Here is a 17,994-nt window from a genome sequence, read left to right as displayed (position 1 = left end):
ATTTAAGTCTCAGATTTTGAGGATTTCTTACGTACCATTCTAATTTCAGTGATAGGTTTTCCAAGGTCAAGTATTTTTTCTTGCCCATCAAAAGTAAAACCCATTTTTTGATAGAATGCAATGGCTCGCTTATTCCCTTTTAATACCCATAAAAATATTTCAGAGAACTGTTCAAGAGTCGTCAGAGCTTCCTTCATTAACTTCTGAGAAATACCTTTTCCATAATAGTCTTTTAAAACATATAAGGTAATAATTTCACCAGCTTGAATAGTCTCATCACGAAAGTTTCCATAACTGATAAAACCAACTACCTTCATGCCATCTATCGCAATCAATGTATTTTTAGGATATTTTTGACTAAAGAATCGACATCTTTCTAATGTCATCGTCTCCTGAAATTCTGCAGGTAAAAGATCATCATAAGCCTCTCTCCACGTTTGCCAATGAACGAAGGATTTACCTTCTATCTCTTCAGGAGTTTCCATTTGTTTGATAGTTAGGTTCATTTATTTTACTCCATTCTTCTCTCAGAATACCATATTTAATACTATCAAAATATTTGCCTTGGTAATAACGAACTTTTGGAATATGAGCTTCTTTTTTCATTCTTAATTTTTCAGCAAGTTTTACCATACCAAGATTTCCTGACCAAGTTGTCAAACCAAGATGCTCCAACTCCAAGTAATCCTGAAATGTCCGATCTATCCACTGTAGCATAGCAGCTTTTCCAATGCCAGAGTTCCAAAACTTGTTATCATAAATACAAATCCCCAATTCCATCCATCTTGTTTGTTTACATACCCAGTAGCGCGAAACAGTCCCAACAAGTTTATCATCAACAAAAATACCAAGGCGATTTGAGTTGTTTAGAGTAGATTCTGATTTTTGTAGTTTAAATTCTTGAAAATTAGGAAAATGCTGATAATCGTCATAATAGGGAGCATCATACTGTTTCCAAATTGGATTAGATTGTGAATAAGCAATTTCCCACAAAGACACCAAATCTCCTTCAATTAGTTTTCTTAAATAAACCATACTATTTCACTAATCCAACGCCTTCACTTCCTCAGCTACTTTTTGCAGATATTTTTGTCTTGTAGAATTTGTATTCACCTCACGCCCTAACTCACCCAAAATTGAAACTTTCTTTGTTTTAATACCGCAGTGATTTAAGACAGCATTCTTTAATACTGATATTCCATAACTGTCTGGAATATTGATAGAGCCTGAAAATACTTTGTACCACCATGTTGGTGCCATGGATGTTGCGTAAATACTGGCTGTTTTTCCTTTTAGTAACTTTTTAAACTGCTGACCTCTTAAGTAGTTCCAAATAAAACTTCCTTTATTATTGGCAGAGTAAGCAATTCCTGGCGTGAAAACACGATCGATCCAACCTTTCAATAAACTAGGCATACTACTCCACCAAATTGGATAAACAAAAATGAAATGATCTGCCCACTGGATTAATTCCTGAGAGCGAAGTATGAAAGAGTCCTCTTCCATACGTTTTCGATAACCATAACGTAATACGGGATCAAAATCTATCTCATTTAGATTAATAGATTCAAGCTCATGATGATTTGAGTCAATATTTTCTACAATCGTTTGAAAAATTTCTTGACAGAAACTTCCCTTGTCAGGATGTCCATTGATGACTAAAATTTTCATTCATTTTCTCCTATCTAATCCAACGCCTTCACTTCCAGCATCATATCACGGATCTGAGCTGCCAGTTCAAAATCAAGTACTTCGACGGCTTCTTGCATTTGTTTTTCGAGTTTTTTAACGAGTTCCTTGCGCTCTTGTTTGTTGAGGCTATTGATATCAACTTCCTTGTCCTCTTCCTTAGCAACTGCCTTGGTCACAGCAATCAGGTCACGGATTTCTTTCTTGATTGTCTGAGGCACAATACCGTGTTCTTCATTATAGGCCATCTGGATTTTCCGACGGCGGGCAGTTTCATCGATAGCACGTTGCATAGACTGAGTCATGGTATCAGCATACATGATGACATGACCTTCACTGTTACGGGCGGCACGTCCAATGGTTTGGATGAGTCCACGCTCGTTACGGAGGAATCCTTCCTTGTCAGCATCTAGAATAGCAACCAAACTTACTTCAGGTACGTCAATCCCTTCGCGGAGCAGGTTGATTCCGACCAAAACATCAAAAACACCCAAGCGTAGGTCACGGATAATCTCCGTCCGCTCCAAGGTCTTGATGTCCGAGTGCATATACTTGACCTTGATGCCCATTTCTTTGAAGTAGTCGGTCAAGTCTTCTGCCATTTTCTTAGTCAAGGTGGTAATAAAGGTCCGTTCATTCTTTTCAACACGGGCATTGATTTCACCTAGGAGGTCATCAATCTGTCCCATAGTTGGACGAACTTCCACTTCAGGATCTAGAAGTCCTGTCGGACGAATGATTTGCTCAATTATTGTCTCGGTCTGTTCATTTTCATAGTCACCTGGTGTCGCTGAAACGTAAACAATCTGATGCACATGACTCTCAAACTCCTCCCGACGGAGAGGGCGATTGTCCAAGGCAGACGGCAAACGGAAACCATAATTAACTAGCATTTCCTTACGAGAACGGTCTCCATTATACATGCCCTTGATTTGCCCCATGGTCATGTGACTTTCATCAATCATGATCAAGAAATCATTTGGGAAAAAGTCGAGAAGCGTATAAGGAGGCTCTCCTTCACTACGACCATCCATGTGGCGTGAGTAGTTTTCAACACCGTTGGTATAGCCCATCTCACGTAACATCTCAATATCATACTCTGTTCGCTGTTTCAAACGCTGGGCTTCCAGCAGTTTGCCTTCCTTCTCAAAGACAGCTAACTGCTCTTCTAACTCTGCTTGAATCTTGGCAATCGCAACTTCCATGTGGTCGTCATTGGTCACAAAGTGAGTAGCTGGGAAAATCGCCAAATGATCTACTTCTCCCAATACCTGACCTGTCAAAGCCTCAACCTCACGGATACGGTCAATCTCATCCCCAAAAAATTCTACTCGAAAAGCGTGTTCATCTCGGGAAGCCGGGAAAATCTCCACTACATCCCCACGCACACGAAATCTTCCCCGTTGAAAATCAATATCATTGCGTTCAAACTGAATATCTACCAAGTCATTCAAGAGTTTGTCACGAGAAATCTCCAGACCTGGACGGAGACTAACGACACTATCTGCGTATTCCTTGGGCGAACCCAAACCATAGATGCAAGAGACAGAGGCCACGACAATGACGTCATTACGCTCCAGAAGTGCTGATGTCGCAGAGTGTCGAAGCTTGTCAATCTCATCATTGACCGAGCTATCCTTTTCAATATAAGTATCACTCGAAGGGACATAGGCCTCAGGTTGGTAATAATCATAGTAGGATACGAAGTACTCAACAGCATTCTCAGGGAAAAATTCCTTAAACTCTCCGTAGAGCTGACCAGCTAGGGTTTTGTTGTGGGCAATGACCAAAGTTGGTTTATTGACTTTGGAAATGACCTGACTCATGGTATAGGTCTTCCCTGTACCCGTCGCCCCCATCAGAATCTGAGCTTTCTCTCCACTCTCGATATTGTCAACCAACTGCTCAATCGCTTGGGGTTGATCTCCTGAAGGTTGGTATTTTGATACTAGTTTAAATTTATTATCTGTAATTCGATTTATCATGATTGCCTCATCTGCATTTTTCTATCCTTCTATTTTACCATAAATTTACTTTTCAGACTCTTCTCTAAGTTGATAAGAGCGAGTATCTTATGTTACATTTTCTCACATAAAATTCATAAAATTTGCCTTTTCATTCATTTTCTGATATAATGGGAAAATATTCGGAAAAGGAGACTAAAAATGAAGAAAAAAATACTAGCATGTTTGCTCATTTTATTTCCCATTTTCTCACTAGGTATGGCAAAAGCTGATACTGTTAAGATTGTGTCTGATACAGCTTACGCACCTTTTGAGTTTAAAGATTCAGATCAAACCTATAAAGGGATTGATGTTGATATTATCAATAAAGTCGCAGAAATCAAAGGATGGAACATCCAAATGTCTTATCCTGGCTTTGATGCAGCTGTAAATGCAGTGCAGTCAGGTCAAGCAGATGCTATTATGGCAGGTATGACAAAAACAAAAGAACGTGAAAATGTCTTTACCATGTCTGATACCTATTATGATACAAAAGTTGTCATTGCTACCACAAAGGCAAATAAAATCACCAAATATGAGGAACTTAGCGGGAAAACAGTTGGAGTTAAGAACGGAACTGCCGCTCAACGTTTCCTCGAAAGTATCAAAGATAAATACGGTTTCTCTATCAAAACCTTTGATACAGGTGATTTGATGAATAACAGTCTAAGTGCTGGTGCTGTAAATGCCATCATGGATGATAAACCTGTTATTGAGTATGCGATTAACCAAGGACAAGATCTCAGCATCAATATGGATGGTGAGGCTGTTGGAAGCTTTGCCTTTGGTGTCAAGAAAGGGAGCAAGTATGAACACTTGGTTACCGAGTTTAACGAAGCCCTAGCACAAATGAAGAAAGATGGTAGCTTGGAGCAAATCATCCAAAAATGGACAGCTTCTACAACTACGGCAAGCCCAACGACAACTACTGCTGCTGGACAAAAAGCTACTCCAGTGAAAAGCAAGTACATTATTGCCAGCGACTCATCTTTCGCCCCATTCGTCTTTCAAAATTCAAGCAATCAATATACCGGTATTGATATGGACCTCATCAAGGCCATTGCCAAAGATCAAGGTTTTGAAATTGAAATTACCAACCCAGGATTTGACGCAGCAATCAGTGCTGTTCAAGCAGGACAAGCAGATGGTATCATTGCTGGTATGTCTGTAACAGATGCCCGTAAGGAAACCTTCGACTTCTCAGAATCATACTACACAGCAAATACGATTCTTGGTGTGAAAGAATCAAGCACCATTGCTTCTTATGAAGACCTCAAGGATAAAACTGTCGGTGTTAAAAACGGAACTGCCTCTCAAACGTTCCTTACTGAGAACCAAAGCAAATACGGTTATAAGATTAAAACCTTTGCAGATGGCGCATCAATGTATGACAGTCTGAATACTGGATCTATCGATGCCGTGATGGATGATGAGCCAGTTCTCAAATATTCTATCAGCCAAGGTCAAAAATTGAAAACGCCAATCGCTGGAACTCCAATCGGAGAAACAGCCTTTGCGGTTAAAAAAGGAACAAACCCAGAATTGATCCAGATGTTCAATAACGGACTTGCGAACCTCAAAGCTAACGGTGAATTCCAAAAGATTCTTGACAAGTATCTAGCTAGCGAAACTTCAACTGACTCTACAAGTACGGTTGACGAAACAACTATCTGGGGCTTGCTTCAAAACAACTACAAACAACTTCTTAGTGGACTTGGAATCACTCTTGCTCTAGCTCTTATTTCATTTGCAATTGCCATTGTCATCGGGATTATCTTTGGTATGTTTAGCGTTAGCCCATACAAATCTCTTCGTCTAATCTCTGAGATTTTCGTTGATGTTATTCGCGGTATCCCATTGATGATTCTTGCAGCCTTCATTTTCTGGGGAATTCCAAACTTCATCGAGTCCATTACAGGCCAACAAAGTCCAATTAATGACTTTGTAGCTGGTACTATTGCCCTCTCACTCAATGCTGCTGCTTATATCGCTGAAATTGTTCGTGGTGGGATTCAAGCTGTTCCAGTTGGGCAAATGGAGGCCAGCCGCAGTCTTGGTATCTCTTATGGAAAAACCATGCGTAAGATTATCTTGCCACAAGCGACTAAATTGATGTTGCCAAACTTTGTCAACCAATTCGTTATCGCTCTCAAAGATACAACCATCGTGTCTGCTATCGGTCTGGTGGAACTTTTCCAAACTGGTAAGATCATCATCGCCCGTAACTACCAAAGTTTCAAGATGTATGCAATCCTTGCTATCTTCTATCTTGTAATTATCACGCTTTTGACTAGACTAGCGAAACGCTTAGAAAAGAGGATTCGATAATGGCAAAACTAAAAATTGATGTAAATGATTTGCATAAGTATTATGGAAAAAACGAGGTTTTAAAAGGAATTACAACTAAATTCTATGAAGGAGATGTTGTCTGCATCATCGGTCCTTCTGGTTCTGGTAAATCCACTTTCCTCCGTAGCCTTAACCTTCTCGAGGAGGTAACGAGTGGCCACATCACAGTGAATGGTTATGATTTGACTGAAAAATCAACCAATGTCGACCATGTTCGCGAAAATGTAGGAATGGTCTTCCAACACTTCAACCTCTTCCCACACATGTCCGTCCTAGAAAATATCACTTTTGCACCTATTGAACACAAACGGATGACCAAAGAAGAAGCTGAAAAATTGGGGATGGAGTTGCTTGAAAAGGTTGGACTAGCAGATAAAGCTAATGCCAACCCAGATAGCCTTTCAGGCGGTCAGAAACAGCGTGTAGCTATCGCTCGTGGACTTGCCATGAATCCTGATATCATGCTCTTTGATGAGCCAACTTCCGCTCTGGACCCTGAAATGGTTGGAGATGTACTGAATGTCATGAAGGAATTGGCGGAACAAGGTATGACCATGATTATCGTAACCCATGAGATGGGATTTGCTCGCCAGGTAGCCAACCGTGTTATCTTTACGGCTGATGGTGAATTCCTAGAAGATGGAACTCCAGATCAAATCTTTGACAACCCGCAACACCCTCGTCTAAAAGAGTTCTTGGACAAGGTCTTAAATGTATAAAACAAAAGTGTAAGGTTCTCCTTACAGTTTTTTAATTGCGTATTGGATTTTTTGTTTTTTTTGAAAATTATGATAAAATAAAAACTATGAAAATGAGGAAATCTCATCCCTAGTCCAACTAGGAAAAAATATAGAAATTAGGTAGCTAGATGTCATCAAAGGTTATTGTTACAATTTTCGGTGCGAGTGGAGATTTAGCTAAACGCAAACTCTACCCTTCCCTTTTCAGACTCTATAAATCAGGCAATCTCTCTGAGCATTTTGCTGTTATCGGAACAGCTCGTAGACCTTGGAGTAAGGAATATTTTGAATCTGTAGTTGTCGAATCCATCCTTGATTTGGCAGATAGTACCGAGCAAGCCCAAGAATTCGCTAGCCACTTCTACTATCAAAGCCATGATGTGAATGATACGGAACATTATATTGCTTTGCGCCAATTACAAGCTGAGCTAAATGAAAAATACCAAGCTGAACACAATAAGCTCTTCTTCTTGTCTATGGCACCTCAGTTCTTTGGAACCATTGCCAAGCACCTCAAATCTGAAAACATTGTCGATGGTAAAGGTTTTGAGCGCCTGATCGTTGAGAAACCATTTGGTACAGACTACGAAACAGCTAGCAAACTCAATGAAGATCTCCTTGCTGCCTTTGATGAGGAGCAAATCTACCGTATCGACCATTACTTAGGTAAAGAGATGATTCAGAGTATCTTTGCGGTTCGTTTTGCCAACATGATCTTTGAGAATGTTTGGAATCGCGAACACATCGATAATGTTCAGATTACCTTTGCGGAACGCTTAGGTGTTGAAGAACGCGGTGGCTACTATGATCAATCTGGTGCCCTTCGTGATATGGTGCAAAACCATACTCTTCAACTCCTCTCTCTTCTAGCCATGGACAAACCAGCTAGCTTTACAAAAGATGAGATTCGTGCTGAAAAGATAAAGGTCTTTAAAAACCTCTATCATCCAACTGAGGAAGAATTGAAAGAACACTTTATCCGTGGTCAGTACCGCTCTGGTAAAATCGATGGTATGAAATACATTTCCTATCGAAGCGAGCCAAATGTCGATCCTGAATCTACAACAGAAACCTTTGCGTCTGGTGCCTTCTTTGTAGACAGCGATCGCTTCCGTGGCGTTCCTTTCTTCTTCCGTACTGGTAAACGCCTGACAGAAAAAGGCACTCATGTCAATATCGTCTTTAAGCAAATGGACTCTATCTTTGGAGAACCATTAGCACCAAATATCTTGACCATCTATATCCAACCAACTGAAGGATTCTCTCTTAGCCTCAATGGTAAGGAAGTTGGAGAAGAGTTCAAACTTGCACACAATTCGCTTGACTACAGAACTGATGCTACCGCTACTGGTGCTTCACCAGATCCATACGAAAAGCTAATCTACGATGTATTGAATAACGATTCAACTAACTTTAGCCACTGGGAAGAAGTTAGCGCTTCTTGGGAATTGATTGACCGTATCGAAGAACTCTGGGCTCAAAATGGAGTTCCGCTCCACGACTACAAGTCTGGAAGCATGGGACCACAAGCAAGCTTTGACTTACTAGAGAAGTTTGGAGCCAAATGGACTTGGCAACCAGATCTACCGCCAGCTGACCGACAGTAAAAACCAGTATTACCAATACGATTTAGAAAACCAGCTCGTCCGCGCCGAAATCAAAAAGCTCGCCGGCAATACCGAGATCTGGACCAACGCCTACTACCCGTTCGGCCGAAGACTTTCCAAAGAGCGCCAAGACAAACTTGCCTGGACGAGTACCGAACCGAAACGCACCCACTTCGTCTGGGATGGAACGCGATTACTTCAGGAGTACACCTACAAAGTCAGCTACACCTATATCTACACCGACCAAGACAGCTACGAACCGCTGGCGCAAATCTTTGACAACGCCAAAGACGGCAAACAATACCATGCCTATTTTCACAACGACCAAATCGGCATACCGAGGGAGATGACCGACAGCCACGGTAATCTGTTATGGTACGGCGAATACACCGCTTGGGGTCGTCTGAAAACGAACTTTCAGGCGACCTTCATCTTATTTCGTCAAAAATGTGCGCACAAAAGGGTTTTCATATCATACTGCTGCCTTTGAAATAGAATAAAAGGCGTATATAAAATCATGTAGGAAGGATGATTTCGGAAACCAAACGGCAGGGATTAATTTCAAGGAAACAGGCAGCAAGATTTCGTAGAATTATTGGTAAATGTTCCTAATTTTATTAATGTAAATATATTGGAAAGGGTTAATATGAACTACTTGATTAAGCCATATGAATCAATTGGTGATTTTGTATTTGGTACTTCTCTTGAGGAAGTACAAGAAAAATATGGAAGACCATTAAAAATGGTTGAAGATAATATTATGAATAATAAGGTGGAATATAGAAATGCTTGTGAGTTAGTTTATGAAAACGATAAACTGGTTTATGGATATTGCTTAAAAGATTCCAATCCCATATTAGGAGATATTGATATATTTAAAAATTCAATCGAAGACCTTAAAGCCATCGATTCAGAATTTATTGAAGGAAAAAAATATATTCTTTTTAAGAACCTCGGAATTTGCATAGGAGGTATGACAGGGAAAAAAATTCCTGAAGGTAAGTTATTAATTGCATTTGATAAAAATCACCTTGATTTTTTTGAATGTTTTATCGAGGTCTAATCGAACTGTAGCCAATGAAACTTCCAATTCCGATGTAGAGTAAGCCACAGCCTACACAAAACCTCCAATCCGGACGCAGAGAATGTATGGTACGCACGCGATTTCTGTTTTTCAGACGGGCTCAATATCTCTTTTGAGACCGTCTGAAATTTTGGTTCTTTAGTAATCCGATTACCATAGGAGATTATCATGGATATGACATTATTTAATTTTCAGACATTTTGGGAGGCAAACTCTGATGAAGACTATCGTGAAGATATTATCAGAATGTCTATTGCACTTATGACATTTCTTAAAAAGAATGGTTTACTCATAGATATTGATCCTTTTAATGAAGACGGTTCTATTAAAGAAAATATCGTTATTAGAAAGTCTAATGTAACTGATGAAGGATTCCAATTATTTGTTAAACCAGTAAATAATTGGTGGAATGCTTTGGATAGGGGGACTCCTCCAGAGAAAGTTACTATTTTGGAGAATGGGTTGAAAAAAATTCGCGCTGCGAAAAAGTAATTTTATATTCTCAGACGGCCTCAATATCTCTTTTGAGGCCGTCTGAAACATTCGTCCTTTTAAAAATTTCTCATCCACAAACTGGGTAACCTGATCTACCGCTAGCTGCCCAATGTCAAAAATCAATAATACCAATGCGATATAGAAAACCGACTCGTCCGCTAAATTAAAACCTACTACATGGACTCGCTATATTAAATCATCAAGGAAGTGTTAAAATGAAAAAGATAGAACTAATAAAAAAATATATTAAAGTAAATGAAATAGGTAAAGCACAGGATTTGATATTTAGAAGTATTAATGATTCGGATATTGATATTCAAGGAAGAACTGAGTTGATTGATTTATTTGTAAAATTAATTCCAGATAATCAATCTAGCTTAATTAAAGAAATGGAAGTTTTGCTTAGTGGAAAAGATCAAATACTTACATACTTTTCAAATAAAATAAAGGAACTTCCTAGTAGAGAAGATGTGCCTATAAATGTAGAGAATATAGAGTATGTTGAAAAAATCTTTCTAAATTTGGATTTAGAAAAAAATACTAAAGAACAGAAGGTTAAAAATTTACTTGATGAAAATTATTATGGTAGATTAAAAGATATGTATATAAGGGATATCAACAAAGTATACTTCTCCTCGAGCGGTAGAGAAAAGATCAGTATATCTATTGAAAAAATATTCACTTTATTGAGTAAAAGAATTGATAATTTAGATGCGAAAAATAATATTTATGTTTATTTTATGGATGAGGTAATGAGCGATATAGAATTACTTATAAAATACTATGCTTTTGATAAGGCTGATTATTTTATTGAATCAATAATCAAGTGTTATAAAGAAAATTATTTTCCTTATAAATGGGAGGGAAAATACCCAGATGGGAACATTAAATATCTAACTTAGAAATTAGTAATTCGTATCTCGTATAAAGCCTCCATTCCCAACGTAAACAAGCCGTATCCCGTATGAAACCTCCAATTCTGACGTATGGTGTGTGCGGTACACACGCGTTTTCTGTTTTTCAGACGACCACTGTAATGAAATAAAACTTAAATTAAATTTTAAATAATTGAGAAAATAAGATGGATATGCCAATTATTGTGAATGATAATGGAGATATTAGTTTGTTTGCCAATATCAAAGATGCAGAATTATATTTAGAACCAGACGATATCAAACAAAATTTCTATGAAATATTTAATAGAAATGGAGATTTATTAAAACCAATTATATTAAAAAATAGTAAAAAATTTCTTTTTGGTAACTTTATAAAGGAGAATATACAAATAACACCACATATTCCTAATATAAATGATAGGGAATATTTATTCAAATTATTATTTAATTTTTGTAATAATATTAAACTTGAAGTTCCAAAGGAAATTAATCTAAATGATTTAATTGATAAATTGATCAAAGAAATTGGCTTTACTAAATAATCGTATACCGACGGCGAAGTGCAGAACTACTTCTACGATCTGCATGACCACCTGGTTAAAGCCGAAATCTTCAAAAAAGACGGCACGAAAGAGACTTGGGCCTACACCTACGAACCTTTGGCACAGGTATGCAACTGGACCAACGAAGACGGAGAAAGCCACCAACAAACCCACTACTTCCACAACGACCAAATCGGCATCCCACGTGAGATGACCGATAAGGACGGCAACCTGATTTGGTTCGGGGATTATTACGGCTGGGGCAAACTGAAGAGCGAAACCAACATATCCGGAACTGCTCACCAACCCTTCCGATTGCAAAACCAGTATGTCGACCGTGAGACGGGGCTGCATTACAACCTGATGAGCTATTACGAACCTGATGCGGGTCGGTTTGTGAATCAGGATCCGATTGGGCTTTCAGGCAGAGACAATCTGTATCAGTTTGCTCCTAATGCGCAAACAGGCAATAAAATTTGCTAAAAAATATAAATGCTATTAAGGAGATTTAAATGTCAAAATTACTTTTTACTTCTTCTAAAACGCCACATAGTATTGATTATATTGGGGGAGGAGCAGAACATATTCCGTTAGAACTATGGCCTAAAGTTCCAAATTCAGATGCCTACCAAACGCATCTGTTTACTCTTTATTCTGATTTTTTACCCGAAAATGTATTCCCTCGTAGAAATTATTATATCTCTGTTTTTATTTCCATAGAGGAGCATGCATTGGGAGGAGTAAAAGACTCTATTTCATCCAAATATACTGTTAATTGTCAAGATGATTTAATTTTACTAAATGATGGTTTTAGTTGTGCTGTTCTTTATGAAAGGGAACAAGATATCGGCAAGCAAGATTTAGGAAGTATTTCTTTGGAAAGAAAATTTTTTGAAAGACTTGATGAAGTTGATAAAGAAGCCGATGCAAAATACAATGAAAATGAACATTTATTCTTTGAAGATAATGGGATGGGATTGGATGTATCCAAAATTTTTGGTAATCCTTATTTTGAGCAAGATATAATTTATCCTCTTCCTAAGTTTAGTTTTTGTTTGCAATTATTAGAAGAAGATATAGATAAAAAGTTACATATTTTTCAAAATGGTATTGGTTATTTTTATTATGACCAAAATGTTAAGAAAAAACTTCTATCTGGAAGTCAAGCAGGTATTTTTTTTATTCAAAATACTTAATAATTATCACGAAACCTTCAATCCCGACGTAGGGTGTTTACGGTATGCACGCAGCTCCTGTTTAGACGACCTCAATACATCTTTAAGGCCGTCTGAAAGACATTGTTCGAGGAGGACTATATTATGGAAATTAAAAATAGAGATGACTTTCTAGTTTTTTTAAAAGAATTCATTACTGAAATTCATACAGAAGATTTTGAAAATAATACACTAGATAGCTTTTTAGAAGCCATGAAAAATTGGATTGAAGATATGGATGGATACTATAAAAATATAGGTATGAAAGAATATAACGACAAAACTTTAAATTGGAGTATGTTAGCAGACATTTTGAATGCCTCACGAATATATGAATAGCAATAAGTAAACGTAGTTCGTCTGACAAAACATTTTTCAGACGACCTTCGTCTCGAAGAGCAAACCCGCTTCGTTTGGGACGGCAGCCATCTGTTACAGGAGCAAAATTCAGACGGCAGATATACCTATATCTACACCGAACCCGACAGCTACGAACCCTTGGCTCAGGTACATAACCGGACCAACGAAGACGGCGAAAGCAGCCAACAAACCCACTACTTCCACTGCGACCAAATCGGCATCCCAAGAGAGATGACCGACATCCATGGCAATCTGTTATGGTACGGCGAATACACCGCTTGGGGTCGTCTGAAAAAGGATGAGCGGGTTTACAAGAACGCGCACCAACCGTTCAGATTGCAGAACCAATACTTCGATGAAGATACCGGACTGCATTACAACCTGATGCGGTATTACGAGCCTGAGGTCGGGCGGTTTGTAAATCAGGACCCGATTAAATTAATTTGTGGAGATAATTTATATCAGTTTGCACCGAATTCCATTGGGTGGATTGATACTTTAGGTTTAGCACGTAGAGGAACTTACAGAGGAGAGAGAGGGAGCCATAAAGGAGGAGAAACTAATCACTCTCCAGCTTGGGAAGCATATAAAGATTTACCAAATAGACCATCTTATGGTTCTGCACCTGCGTATCATATGGATAAAGCAGATCATAGAGGCATGTCAAGTACAGGGAGTTCAACTACTGCTCGTCGTTGGAGAGCGCAACAAAGACAATTTATCCTTCAAGGTCGATGGGATTTGGCTATGGAGATGGATATTATTGAGACTAAGAGGATATTTATAGATAAATATGATAAGAGATTGAGAAGGATGGTGCGAGAAACTGTTAGACAGAAATTAATCACTAAATATCAAGCATCTAAACTAAGAAAGGTCATTGGAAAATGCAAGTGAATGAAGTTAAAATTATTCCTTTTAAAGGCATAGATTTAGGTAATCGTTTTTTTCAACTTGGAAATACGATGGAGCAAATTATTGCTAAATATGGAAAGGCAGCAAAGGTTATAGAAGATAACATTCTTAAAATTACTTCTGAATATAGAGATGCCTGCACATTAGAATATAAAAATAATAAGTTAGTTAGCATTATTTGTAGTAAACATCTGAATCCAATATTTGATAATTTAAATCTTTTTGAGCCTGAAAATATTAAAAAATTAAAAAAAGAATATGATTGCATTGATGGAAAAGCATATATTACATTTCCCACTTTAGGTATTTCCATAGGTGGCATGTCCAAAAAAAGGATACCTGAAGGTAAAGTTGTTATAGTCTTCGTAAAAGAGGAGATAGATACTTATGAATTTTTTGCTAATGAGGATTGAGAAGCTGTCGCTCGCTTAAATCCAAGCCGTAGCCTGCATAAACTCTTAAGTCCTGACGTAGAGGGTGTGCGGTATGCACGCACGCGGTTTCTGCTTTTCAGACGACCCCAATCCTTTTTCGAGGTCGTCTGAAATATTCCTTCAATAACAATCTAAGCCAAGACCGCCTACAAATACGGCCAAGGCGGTTTGCCGACCCAACACGCCAAAAGGAGGAGGAACTATTTTAACTTCTAAAGGCAAAGTTGTTAATGTAAATGAAAGAGATATAACATTTATTTTATTGAGGTATAAAAAATGAAGAAAAAAATATTAAATAGCTTCTGCTCATATTTAGAAGCTAACCATATTTCATTTAAAAAACATGATTGTATTATTTCACTTTATTTTAATGACATTTTTTTTGGAAAAATTAATTTCCAATTTAAAAAAGGTAAGCATGTAAAAATTGGGGCATTATGCTCATTTTCTATCGTTTCTTATATAAATGAGCAAAATATTCTAGAGCAAAGATTTATAGAATTAAGTACAACTATCCCAAAATTTTATCCTGAAATAAACGATATTTTTGATGAGAATGACACACCAAGTAATTTTAAAGTACATGGTTCAGAACTTGGAAAATTTGATTCTATTTTTAAAGATTTTGGCATTATTTCTTTATATCCAGAAACATCCGAAAATGAAATAAATGAGATAATTATTGCTATATTCGATAATTATGTATTACCAATGAAAAATTATTATTTCGGAAGTAATTTAGCAATAGAGGATATTTTAAAAAATCCTTCCTCATATAAATACCCGCTATCTACAATTTTACTAATAAGTCATTTACATAACTTGGAAATTAATAATTTCTTAAACATAAAAAATCCTAAAAAATTCCCTGACTCAAAGAATATATCTAAAATTTTAGATTTATTATTCACACATAAAAGAAATATTGAGATACACAATGATAACAATAGTAAAAATGACCACTAGATTGAGTTAGTATGCGTAGCCCGCAAGAAACCTCCAATCCCAACGTAGGTTGTGTGCAGTACGCACGCGGTTTCTGTTTTTCAGACGACCTCTGTCAAATCGCCTAACCCGAAGGCGACGCACAGCCTCACTTCCGTCACCTTCAGATGAATTATTTGAAATTATACGATTGAAATAGAAAGGAATCTTATGGGAGTAAATGATATAGTTTTATTTGATTACCAACTATTATTGAACAGAACTAACGATATTGATTATAAAGAAGGTATTATAAAATCAACTATTTCATTAATGAATTTTCTTAAAAAAAATGATTTACTAATAGGTATTGATCCTTTTAATGAGGACGGTTCTATTAAAGAAAATATCGTTATTAGAAAGTCTAATGTAACTGATGAAGGTTTTCAATTATTTGTTAAACCAGTAAATAACTGGTGGAATGCTTTGGATAGGGGAACTTCTCCCGAGAAAGTTACAATTTTGGAGAATGGGTTGAAAAAAATTCGTGCTGCGAAAAAGTAATTTTAATCCTAAAAAACTAAAACCAGAGGAAATAAATGTCATTCATTTGTTGAGAATAAGATCCGTGATGCCAAAAGACAAAAAGCAATAGTTGCGGGAAGAGACCATATTCTCAAAAATGGTTGTAAAAATCTTCCAATAATTTAACATTCTATGCTATGGAGAAAGAAAAGTATTATGAAAATATTTAATTGGGAAAAAAACAAGACTTTATATAGATATCTTAAGAATGGTGATTTATTTTGTTTTAAAATAGCTGATAAATTATTCGGTTACGGTAGAATAATCGCTAAAAATAAACTTGGTGCCACTGTAGGAATTTTTGATTTGTTTACTTCAAGCCCAGTTGAGCCATTTGATTATAAAAATGCTGGAAATTACCCAATTCTATTCAAAACCGTTTTAGACTGTCATACCTTATTTGAATCAAAGCTAGAGTCAGACTGGCGGATAATTGCTCAAGATCCCAATTACCAAGATCCAACCCCAAGTGAAATTACTTCCATTAATCCTGCTATGGGATTGGCTCACAATGCAGACTTTTCCATCGAGCAAGAAATAGATGAAGAGGATGCTAGGCAAAAAATACTTAAGAGCATTGAATTGCTTGAAACACCCAATAGCCATTATCATATTTTAAGTTTTCTTATTCGTCGTAAACCAGAAATTTTTAATTTACCTATTGAATCGTTTGCAGAATTTGAAGATTTTATTTCGGATGAGTTTCAAAAAATTCACCACCGGAATTTAAAAGCGTGAAAAGCAAGCCGTTGCACAAAACCTTCAGTCCTGACGTAGCACGCGGTTTCTGTTTTTCAGACGATCTCACTATCTTCTTTGAGGTCGTCTGAATCATTTGTTCTTTAACAATCTCATTAGCAGTCATTTACAAAATGTAGTTTCTCGAGGAGCATTATAATATTATGGAAATTAAAAAAGAGTCCAACGACTATATTATTAAATTAAACAACTATGAAGTATTAGTTTTTTTTGAATGGCTTGTTAAGTTCGTTGAAAATAATGAAATTATTGATGAAGCTGAGCAAAAAATATTATATGACTTAGATTGCTTATTAGAATCCACATTAGAAGAACCTTTTATGGAAAATTATAAAGATCTAATACATATAGCTAAAAAATCTATTATTAATAATAAGCAAACTGTAGATTGAGACGAGCCTCAACAAATTGATTAAAGCCAAAATCTTAAAGAAATACGGTACGAAAGAAACTTGGGCGTACACTATGATGCCTTAGACAGAAGGATAGACAAAGGTCGTCTGAAAGACGGAGAAGCTTCAGACGGCCTCGAAGAGAAAACTGGATTCGTTTAGGACGGCAGGTATACTTATATCTACACCGATCCTGACAGCTACGAACCCTTGGCACAAGTACACAACCACACCAATGCCGAAGGCGAAAACCACCAACAAACCCACTACTTCTACTGCGACAAAATCGGCATCCCGCGTGAGATGACCGATAAGGACGGCAATCTGTTGTGGTACGGCGAATACACCGCCTGGGAGCGTCTGAAAGAGGAAACCAAGGTAACGGATAGTGCTTACCAACCCTTCCGCTTGCAAAACCAGTATGCAGTCCGTGAGACGGGGCTGCATTACAACTTCTTCAGGTATTACGATCCTGATGCGGGTCGGTTTGTGAATCAGGATCCGATCAAATTAAAGGGTGGGAATAATCTTTATCAATTTGCGCCGAACGTGCAGGGATGGGTTGATATTTTGGGTTTATATAATGCTCAGAAATGTGCATCAACTGCTGCTAGAATAGAAAATCTTAAATACGAAATATACTTAAAACGTATTCCCGCACTTGAGAGTAATCCAAATTATTTACCGTGGCGAATTGGTCCAGGAGAAGCTCTTAGAGATACTGTCCGAGGTCATGTAAAGCTACTGAATGCTGCGTATAGTAAACTAGCTAAAGCCGAAAAAGAGTGGGTAGATAATGGTTGCGACAAACCACCTCCTCCTTCTTCTCCCGTAACAAAATACACTAATTGCTCCACTGAAGACAAAACATCTACTAATAATGATACTTTAACAGCAATCGCCCTTGTTGGAACTGTTGTGCTAGTTAGTGTTTGTATATATTCAACTGCGGGAGTATGTGGTGCTTTTGTGGTAGGAGGAAGTCTTGTAGGAGCAATGTGAAGTT

Annotated in this window: 22 protein-coding genes; 18 read left to right on the top strand and 4 right to left on the bottom strand. The window is 37.4% G+C overall.

What is annotated here, in order from left to right:
- Nucleotides 1–2: 2 nt before the first annotated feature.
- From TZ92_RS06075 to uvrB, 4 genes are read right to left on the bottom strand one after another with little or no spacing between them, the layout of a single operon-like run.
- Complete coding sequence (locus TZ92_RS06075; protein ID WP_001054582.1) at nt 3–506, bottom strand: GNAT family N-acetyltransferase; 504 nt, start codon at nt 504–506, stop codon at nt 3–5.
- On the bottom strand, nt 472–1,035 hold the full coding sequence (locus TZ92_RS06070; RefSeq protein WP_033629691.1) for a GNAT family N-acetyltransferase: 564 nt from the start codon (nt 1,033–1,035) through the stop codon (nt 472–474). The genes TZ92_RS06075 and TZ92_RS06070 overlap by 35 nt, the downstream gene beginning before the upstream one ends.
- A 9-nt stretch (nt 1,036–1,044) precedes the next feature.
- A complete protein-coding gene (locus TZ92_RS06065) occupies nt 1,045–1,671 on the bottom strand; it encodes an NAD(P)H-dependent oxidoreductase (RefSeq protein WP_000699275.1) in 627 nt (208 codons plus the stop codon).
- Nucleotides 1,672–1,685: 14 nt separating this feature from the next.
- Nucleotides 1,686–3,674 carry an excinuclease ABC subunit UvrB gene (gene uvrB, locus TZ92_RS06060; protein WP_033629690.1) on the bottom strand — a complete coding sequence of 663 codons (1,989 nt, stop codon included), beginning with the start codon at nt 3,672–3,674 and terminating at the stop codon, nt 1,686–1,688.
- Between the two features lie 180 nt (nt 3,675–3,854).
- Between uvrB and TZ92_RS06055 the strand changes: the two genes are divergently transcribed.
- The 18 genes from TZ92_RS06055 to TZ92_RS10240 all read left to right on the top strand — a co-directional run bounded on the left by TZ92_RS06055 (nt 3,855) and on the right by TZ92_RS10240 (nt 17,990).
- A complete protein-coding gene (locus TZ92_RS06055; RefSeq protein ID WP_000726964.1) occupies nt 3,855–6,020 on the top strand; it encodes an ABC transporter substrate-binding protein/permease in 2,166 nt (721 codons plus the stop codon).
- A complete protein-coding gene (locus TZ92_RS06050) occupies nt 6,020–6,760 on the top strand; it encodes an amino acid ABC transporter ATP-binding protein (RefSeq protein WP_001096337.1) in 741 nt (246 codons plus the stop codon). Before TZ92_RS06055 ends, TZ92_RS06050 begins: the two co-directional genes overlap by 1 nt.
- Nucleotides 6,761–6,909: 149 nt before the next feature.
- Nucleotides 6,910–8,388, top strand: a complete 1,479-nt coding sequence (gene zwf / locus TZ92_RS06045; protein WP_033629689.1) for a glucose-6-phosphate dehydrogenase — start codon at nt 6,910–6,912, stop codon at nt 8,386–8,388.
- Entirely contained in the window at nt 8,336–8,878 is a 543-nt protein-coding gene (locus TZ92_RS10250) for an RHS domain-containing protein (RefSeq protein ID WP_080702641.1), read from the top strand. The genes zwf and TZ92_RS10250 overlap by 53 nt, the downstream gene beginning before the upstream one ends.
- Nucleotides 8,879–9,034: 156 nt before the next feature.
- Nucleotides 9,035–9,451: a hypothetical protein gene (locus TZ92_RS06035; RefSeq protein WP_045594909.1), complete on the top strand. Its 417-nt coding sequence runs from the start codon at nt 9,035–9,037 to the stop codon at nt 9,449–9,451.
- Nucleotides 9,452–9,640: 189 nt separating this feature from the next.
- A complete protein-coding gene (locus TZ92_RS06030) occupies nt 9,641–9,964 on the top strand; it encodes a hypothetical protein (protein WP_033629688.1) in 324 nt (107 codons plus the stop codon).
- A gap of 218 nt (nt 9,965–10,182) precedes the next feature.
- Complete coding sequence (locus TZ92_RS06025) at nt 10,183–10,869, top strand: hypothetical protein (RefSeq protein WP_033629687.1); 687 nt, start codon at nt 10,183–10,185, stop codon at nt 10,867–10,869.
- Nucleotides 10,870–11,048: 179 nt separating this feature from the next.
- The gene (locus tag TZ92_RS06020; protein ID WP_033629686.1) at nt 11,049–11,405 is read left to right on the top strand and encodes a hypothetical protein; all 357 of its coding nucleotides are present in this window, start codon (nt 11,049–11,051) and stop codon (nt 11,403–11,405) included.
- 18 nt (nt 11,406–11,423) lie between these two features.
- Complete coding sequence (locus TZ92_RS10245; RefSeq protein WP_080702640.1) at nt 11,424–11,888, top strand: RHS repeat-associated core domain-containing protein; 465 nt, start codon at nt 11,424–11,426, stop codon at nt 11,886–11,888.
- 29 nt (nt 11,889–11,917) lie between these two features.
- Nucleotides 11,918–12,601, top strand: a complete 684-nt coding sequence (locus TZ92_RS06010; protein WP_033629685.1) for a hypothetical protein — start codon at nt 11,918–11,920, stop codon at nt 12,599–12,601.
- A 123-nt stretch (nt 12,602–12,724) separates the two neighbouring features.
- On the top strand, nt 12,725–12,958 hold the full coding sequence (locus tag TZ92_RS06005) for a DUF7660 family protein (protein WP_033629684.1): 234 nt from the start codon (nt 12,725–12,727) through the stop codon (nt 12,956–12,958).
- A gap of 159 nt (nt 12,959–13,117) precedes the next feature.
- Complete coding sequence (locus TZ92_RS10095; protein ID WP_223329029.1) at nt 13,118–13,876, top strand: RHS repeat domain-containing protein; 759 nt, start codon at nt 13,118–13,120, stop codon at nt 13,874–13,876.
- On the top strand, nt 13,873–14,307 hold the full coding sequence (locus TZ92_RS05995) for a CTP synthase (RefSeq protein ID WP_142320622.1): 435 nt from the start codon (nt 13,873–13,875) through the stop codon (nt 14,305–14,307). The genes TZ92_RS10095 and TZ92_RS05995 overlap by 4 nt, the downstream gene beginning before the upstream one ends.
- Before the next feature lie 297 nt (nt 14,308–14,604).
- Nucleotides 14,605–15,294, top strand: coding sequence for a hypothetical protein (locus TZ92_RS05990; protein ID WP_033629682.1), 690 nt, complete (start codon nt 14,605–14,607; stop codon nt 15,292–15,294).
- Between the two features lie 189 nt (nt 15,295–15,483).
- Nucleotides 15,484–15,816, top strand: coding sequence for a hypothetical protein (locus TZ92_RS05985; protein ID WP_045594906.1), 333 nt, complete (start codon nt 15,484–15,486; stop codon nt 15,814–15,816).
- A gap of 177 nt (nt 15,817–15,993) precedes the next feature.
- Nucleotides 15,994–16,575 (top strand): Imm26 family immunity protein, encoded by a 582-nt coding sequence (locus tag TZ92_RS09460; RefSeq protein ID WP_050490599.1) that lies wholly within the window; start codon nt 15,994–15,996, stop codon nt 16,573–16,575.
- A gap of 164 nt (nt 16,576–16,739) precedes the next feature.
- A complete protein-coding gene (locus tag TZ92_RS05975) occupies nt 16,740–16,988 on the top strand; it encodes a hypothetical protein (RefSeq protein WP_033629681.1) in 249 nt (82 codons plus the stop codon).
- A gap of 210 nt (nt 16,989–17,198) precedes the next feature.
- Complete coding sequence (locus tag TZ92_RS10240; protein ID WP_223329031.1) at nt 17,199–17,990, top strand: RHS repeat-associated core domain-containing protein; 792 nt, start codon at nt 17,199–17,201, stop codon at nt 17,988–17,990.
- Nucleotides 17,991–17,994 lie beyond the last annotated feature (4 nt).

This window comes from Streptococcus oralis subsp. oralis (genome assembly GCF_000960035.1).
Lineage (GTDB): Bacteria > Bacillota > Bacilli > Lactobacillales > Streptococcaceae > Streptococcus > Streptococcus oralis_G.
The sequence above is the reverse complement of the archived record's forward strand: the minus strand, read 5'-3'. Positions and strand labels throughout refer to the sequence as shown.

Excerpts from the sequence above, each read along its gene's own strand:
- TZ92_RS06065 (WP_000699275.1), bottom strand. The coding sequence starts at position 1,671 with ATGAAAATTTTAGTCATCAATGGACATCCTGACAAGGGAAGTTTCTGT.
- TZ92_RS05990 (WP_033629682.1), top strand. The coding sequence starts at position 14,605 with ATGAAGAAAAAAATATTAAATAGCTTCTGCTCATATTTAGAAGCTAAC.
- TZ92_RS06070 (WP_033629691.1), bottom strand. The coding sequence starts at position 1,035 with ATGGTTTATTTAAGAAAACTAATTGAAGGAGATTTGGTGTCTTTGTGG.
- TZ92_RS06020 (WP_033629686.1), top strand. The coding sequence starts at position 11,049 with ATGGATATGCCAATTATTGTGAATGATAATGGAGATATTAGTTTGTTT.
- TZ92_RS06010 (WP_033629685.1), top strand. The coding sequence starts at position 11,918 with ATGTCAAAATTACTTTTTACTTCTTCTAAAACGCCACATAGTATTGAT.
- TZ92_RS06030 (WP_033629688.1), top strand. The coding sequence starts at position 9,641 with ATGGATATGACATTATTTAATTTTCAGACATTTTGGGAGGCAAACTCT.
- TZ92_RS05975 (WP_033629681.1), top strand. The coding sequence starts at position 16,740 with ATGGAAATTAAAAAAGAGTCCAACGACTATATTATTAAATTAAACAAC.
- TZ92_RS06025 (WP_033629687.1), top strand. The coding sequence starts at position 10,183 with ATGAAAAAGATAGAACTAATAAAAAAATATATTAAAGTAAATGAAATA.
- TZ92_RS06055 (WP_000726964.1), top strand. The coding sequence starts at position 3,855 with ATGAAGAAAAAAATACTAGCATGTTTGCTCATTTTATTTCCCATTTTC.
- uvrB (WP_033629690.1), bottom strand. The coding sequence starts at position 3,674 with ATGATAAATCGAATTACAGATAATAAATTTAAACTAGTATCAAAATAC.
- TZ92_RS06005 (WP_033629684.1), top strand. The coding sequence starts at position 12,725 with ATGGAAATTAAAAATAGAGATGACTTTCTAGTTTTTTTAAAAGAATTC.
- TZ92_RS06050 (WP_001096337.1), top strand. The coding sequence starts at position 6,020 with ATGGCAAAACTAAAAATTGATGTAAATGATTTGCATAAGTATTATGGA.
- TZ92_RS06075 (WP_001054582.1), bottom strand. The coding sequence starts at position 506 with ATGAACCTAACTATCAAACAAATGGAAACTCCTGAAGAGATAGAAGGT.
- TZ92_RS06035 (WP_045594909.1), top strand. The coding sequence starts at position 9,035 with ATGAACTACTTGATTAAGCCATATGAATCAATTGGTGATTTTGTATTT.
- TZ92_RS09460 (WP_050490599.1), top strand. The coding sequence starts at position 15,994 with ATGAAAATATTTAATTGGGAAAAAAACAAGACTTTATATAGATATCTT.
- TZ92_RS05985 (WP_045594906.1), top strand. The coding sequence starts at position 15,484 with ATGGGAGTAAATGATATAGTTTTATTTGATTACCAACTATTATTGAAC.
- zwf (WP_033629689.1), top strand. The coding sequence starts at position 6,910 with ATGTCATCAAAGGTTATTGTTACAATTTTCGGTGCGAGTGGAGATTTA.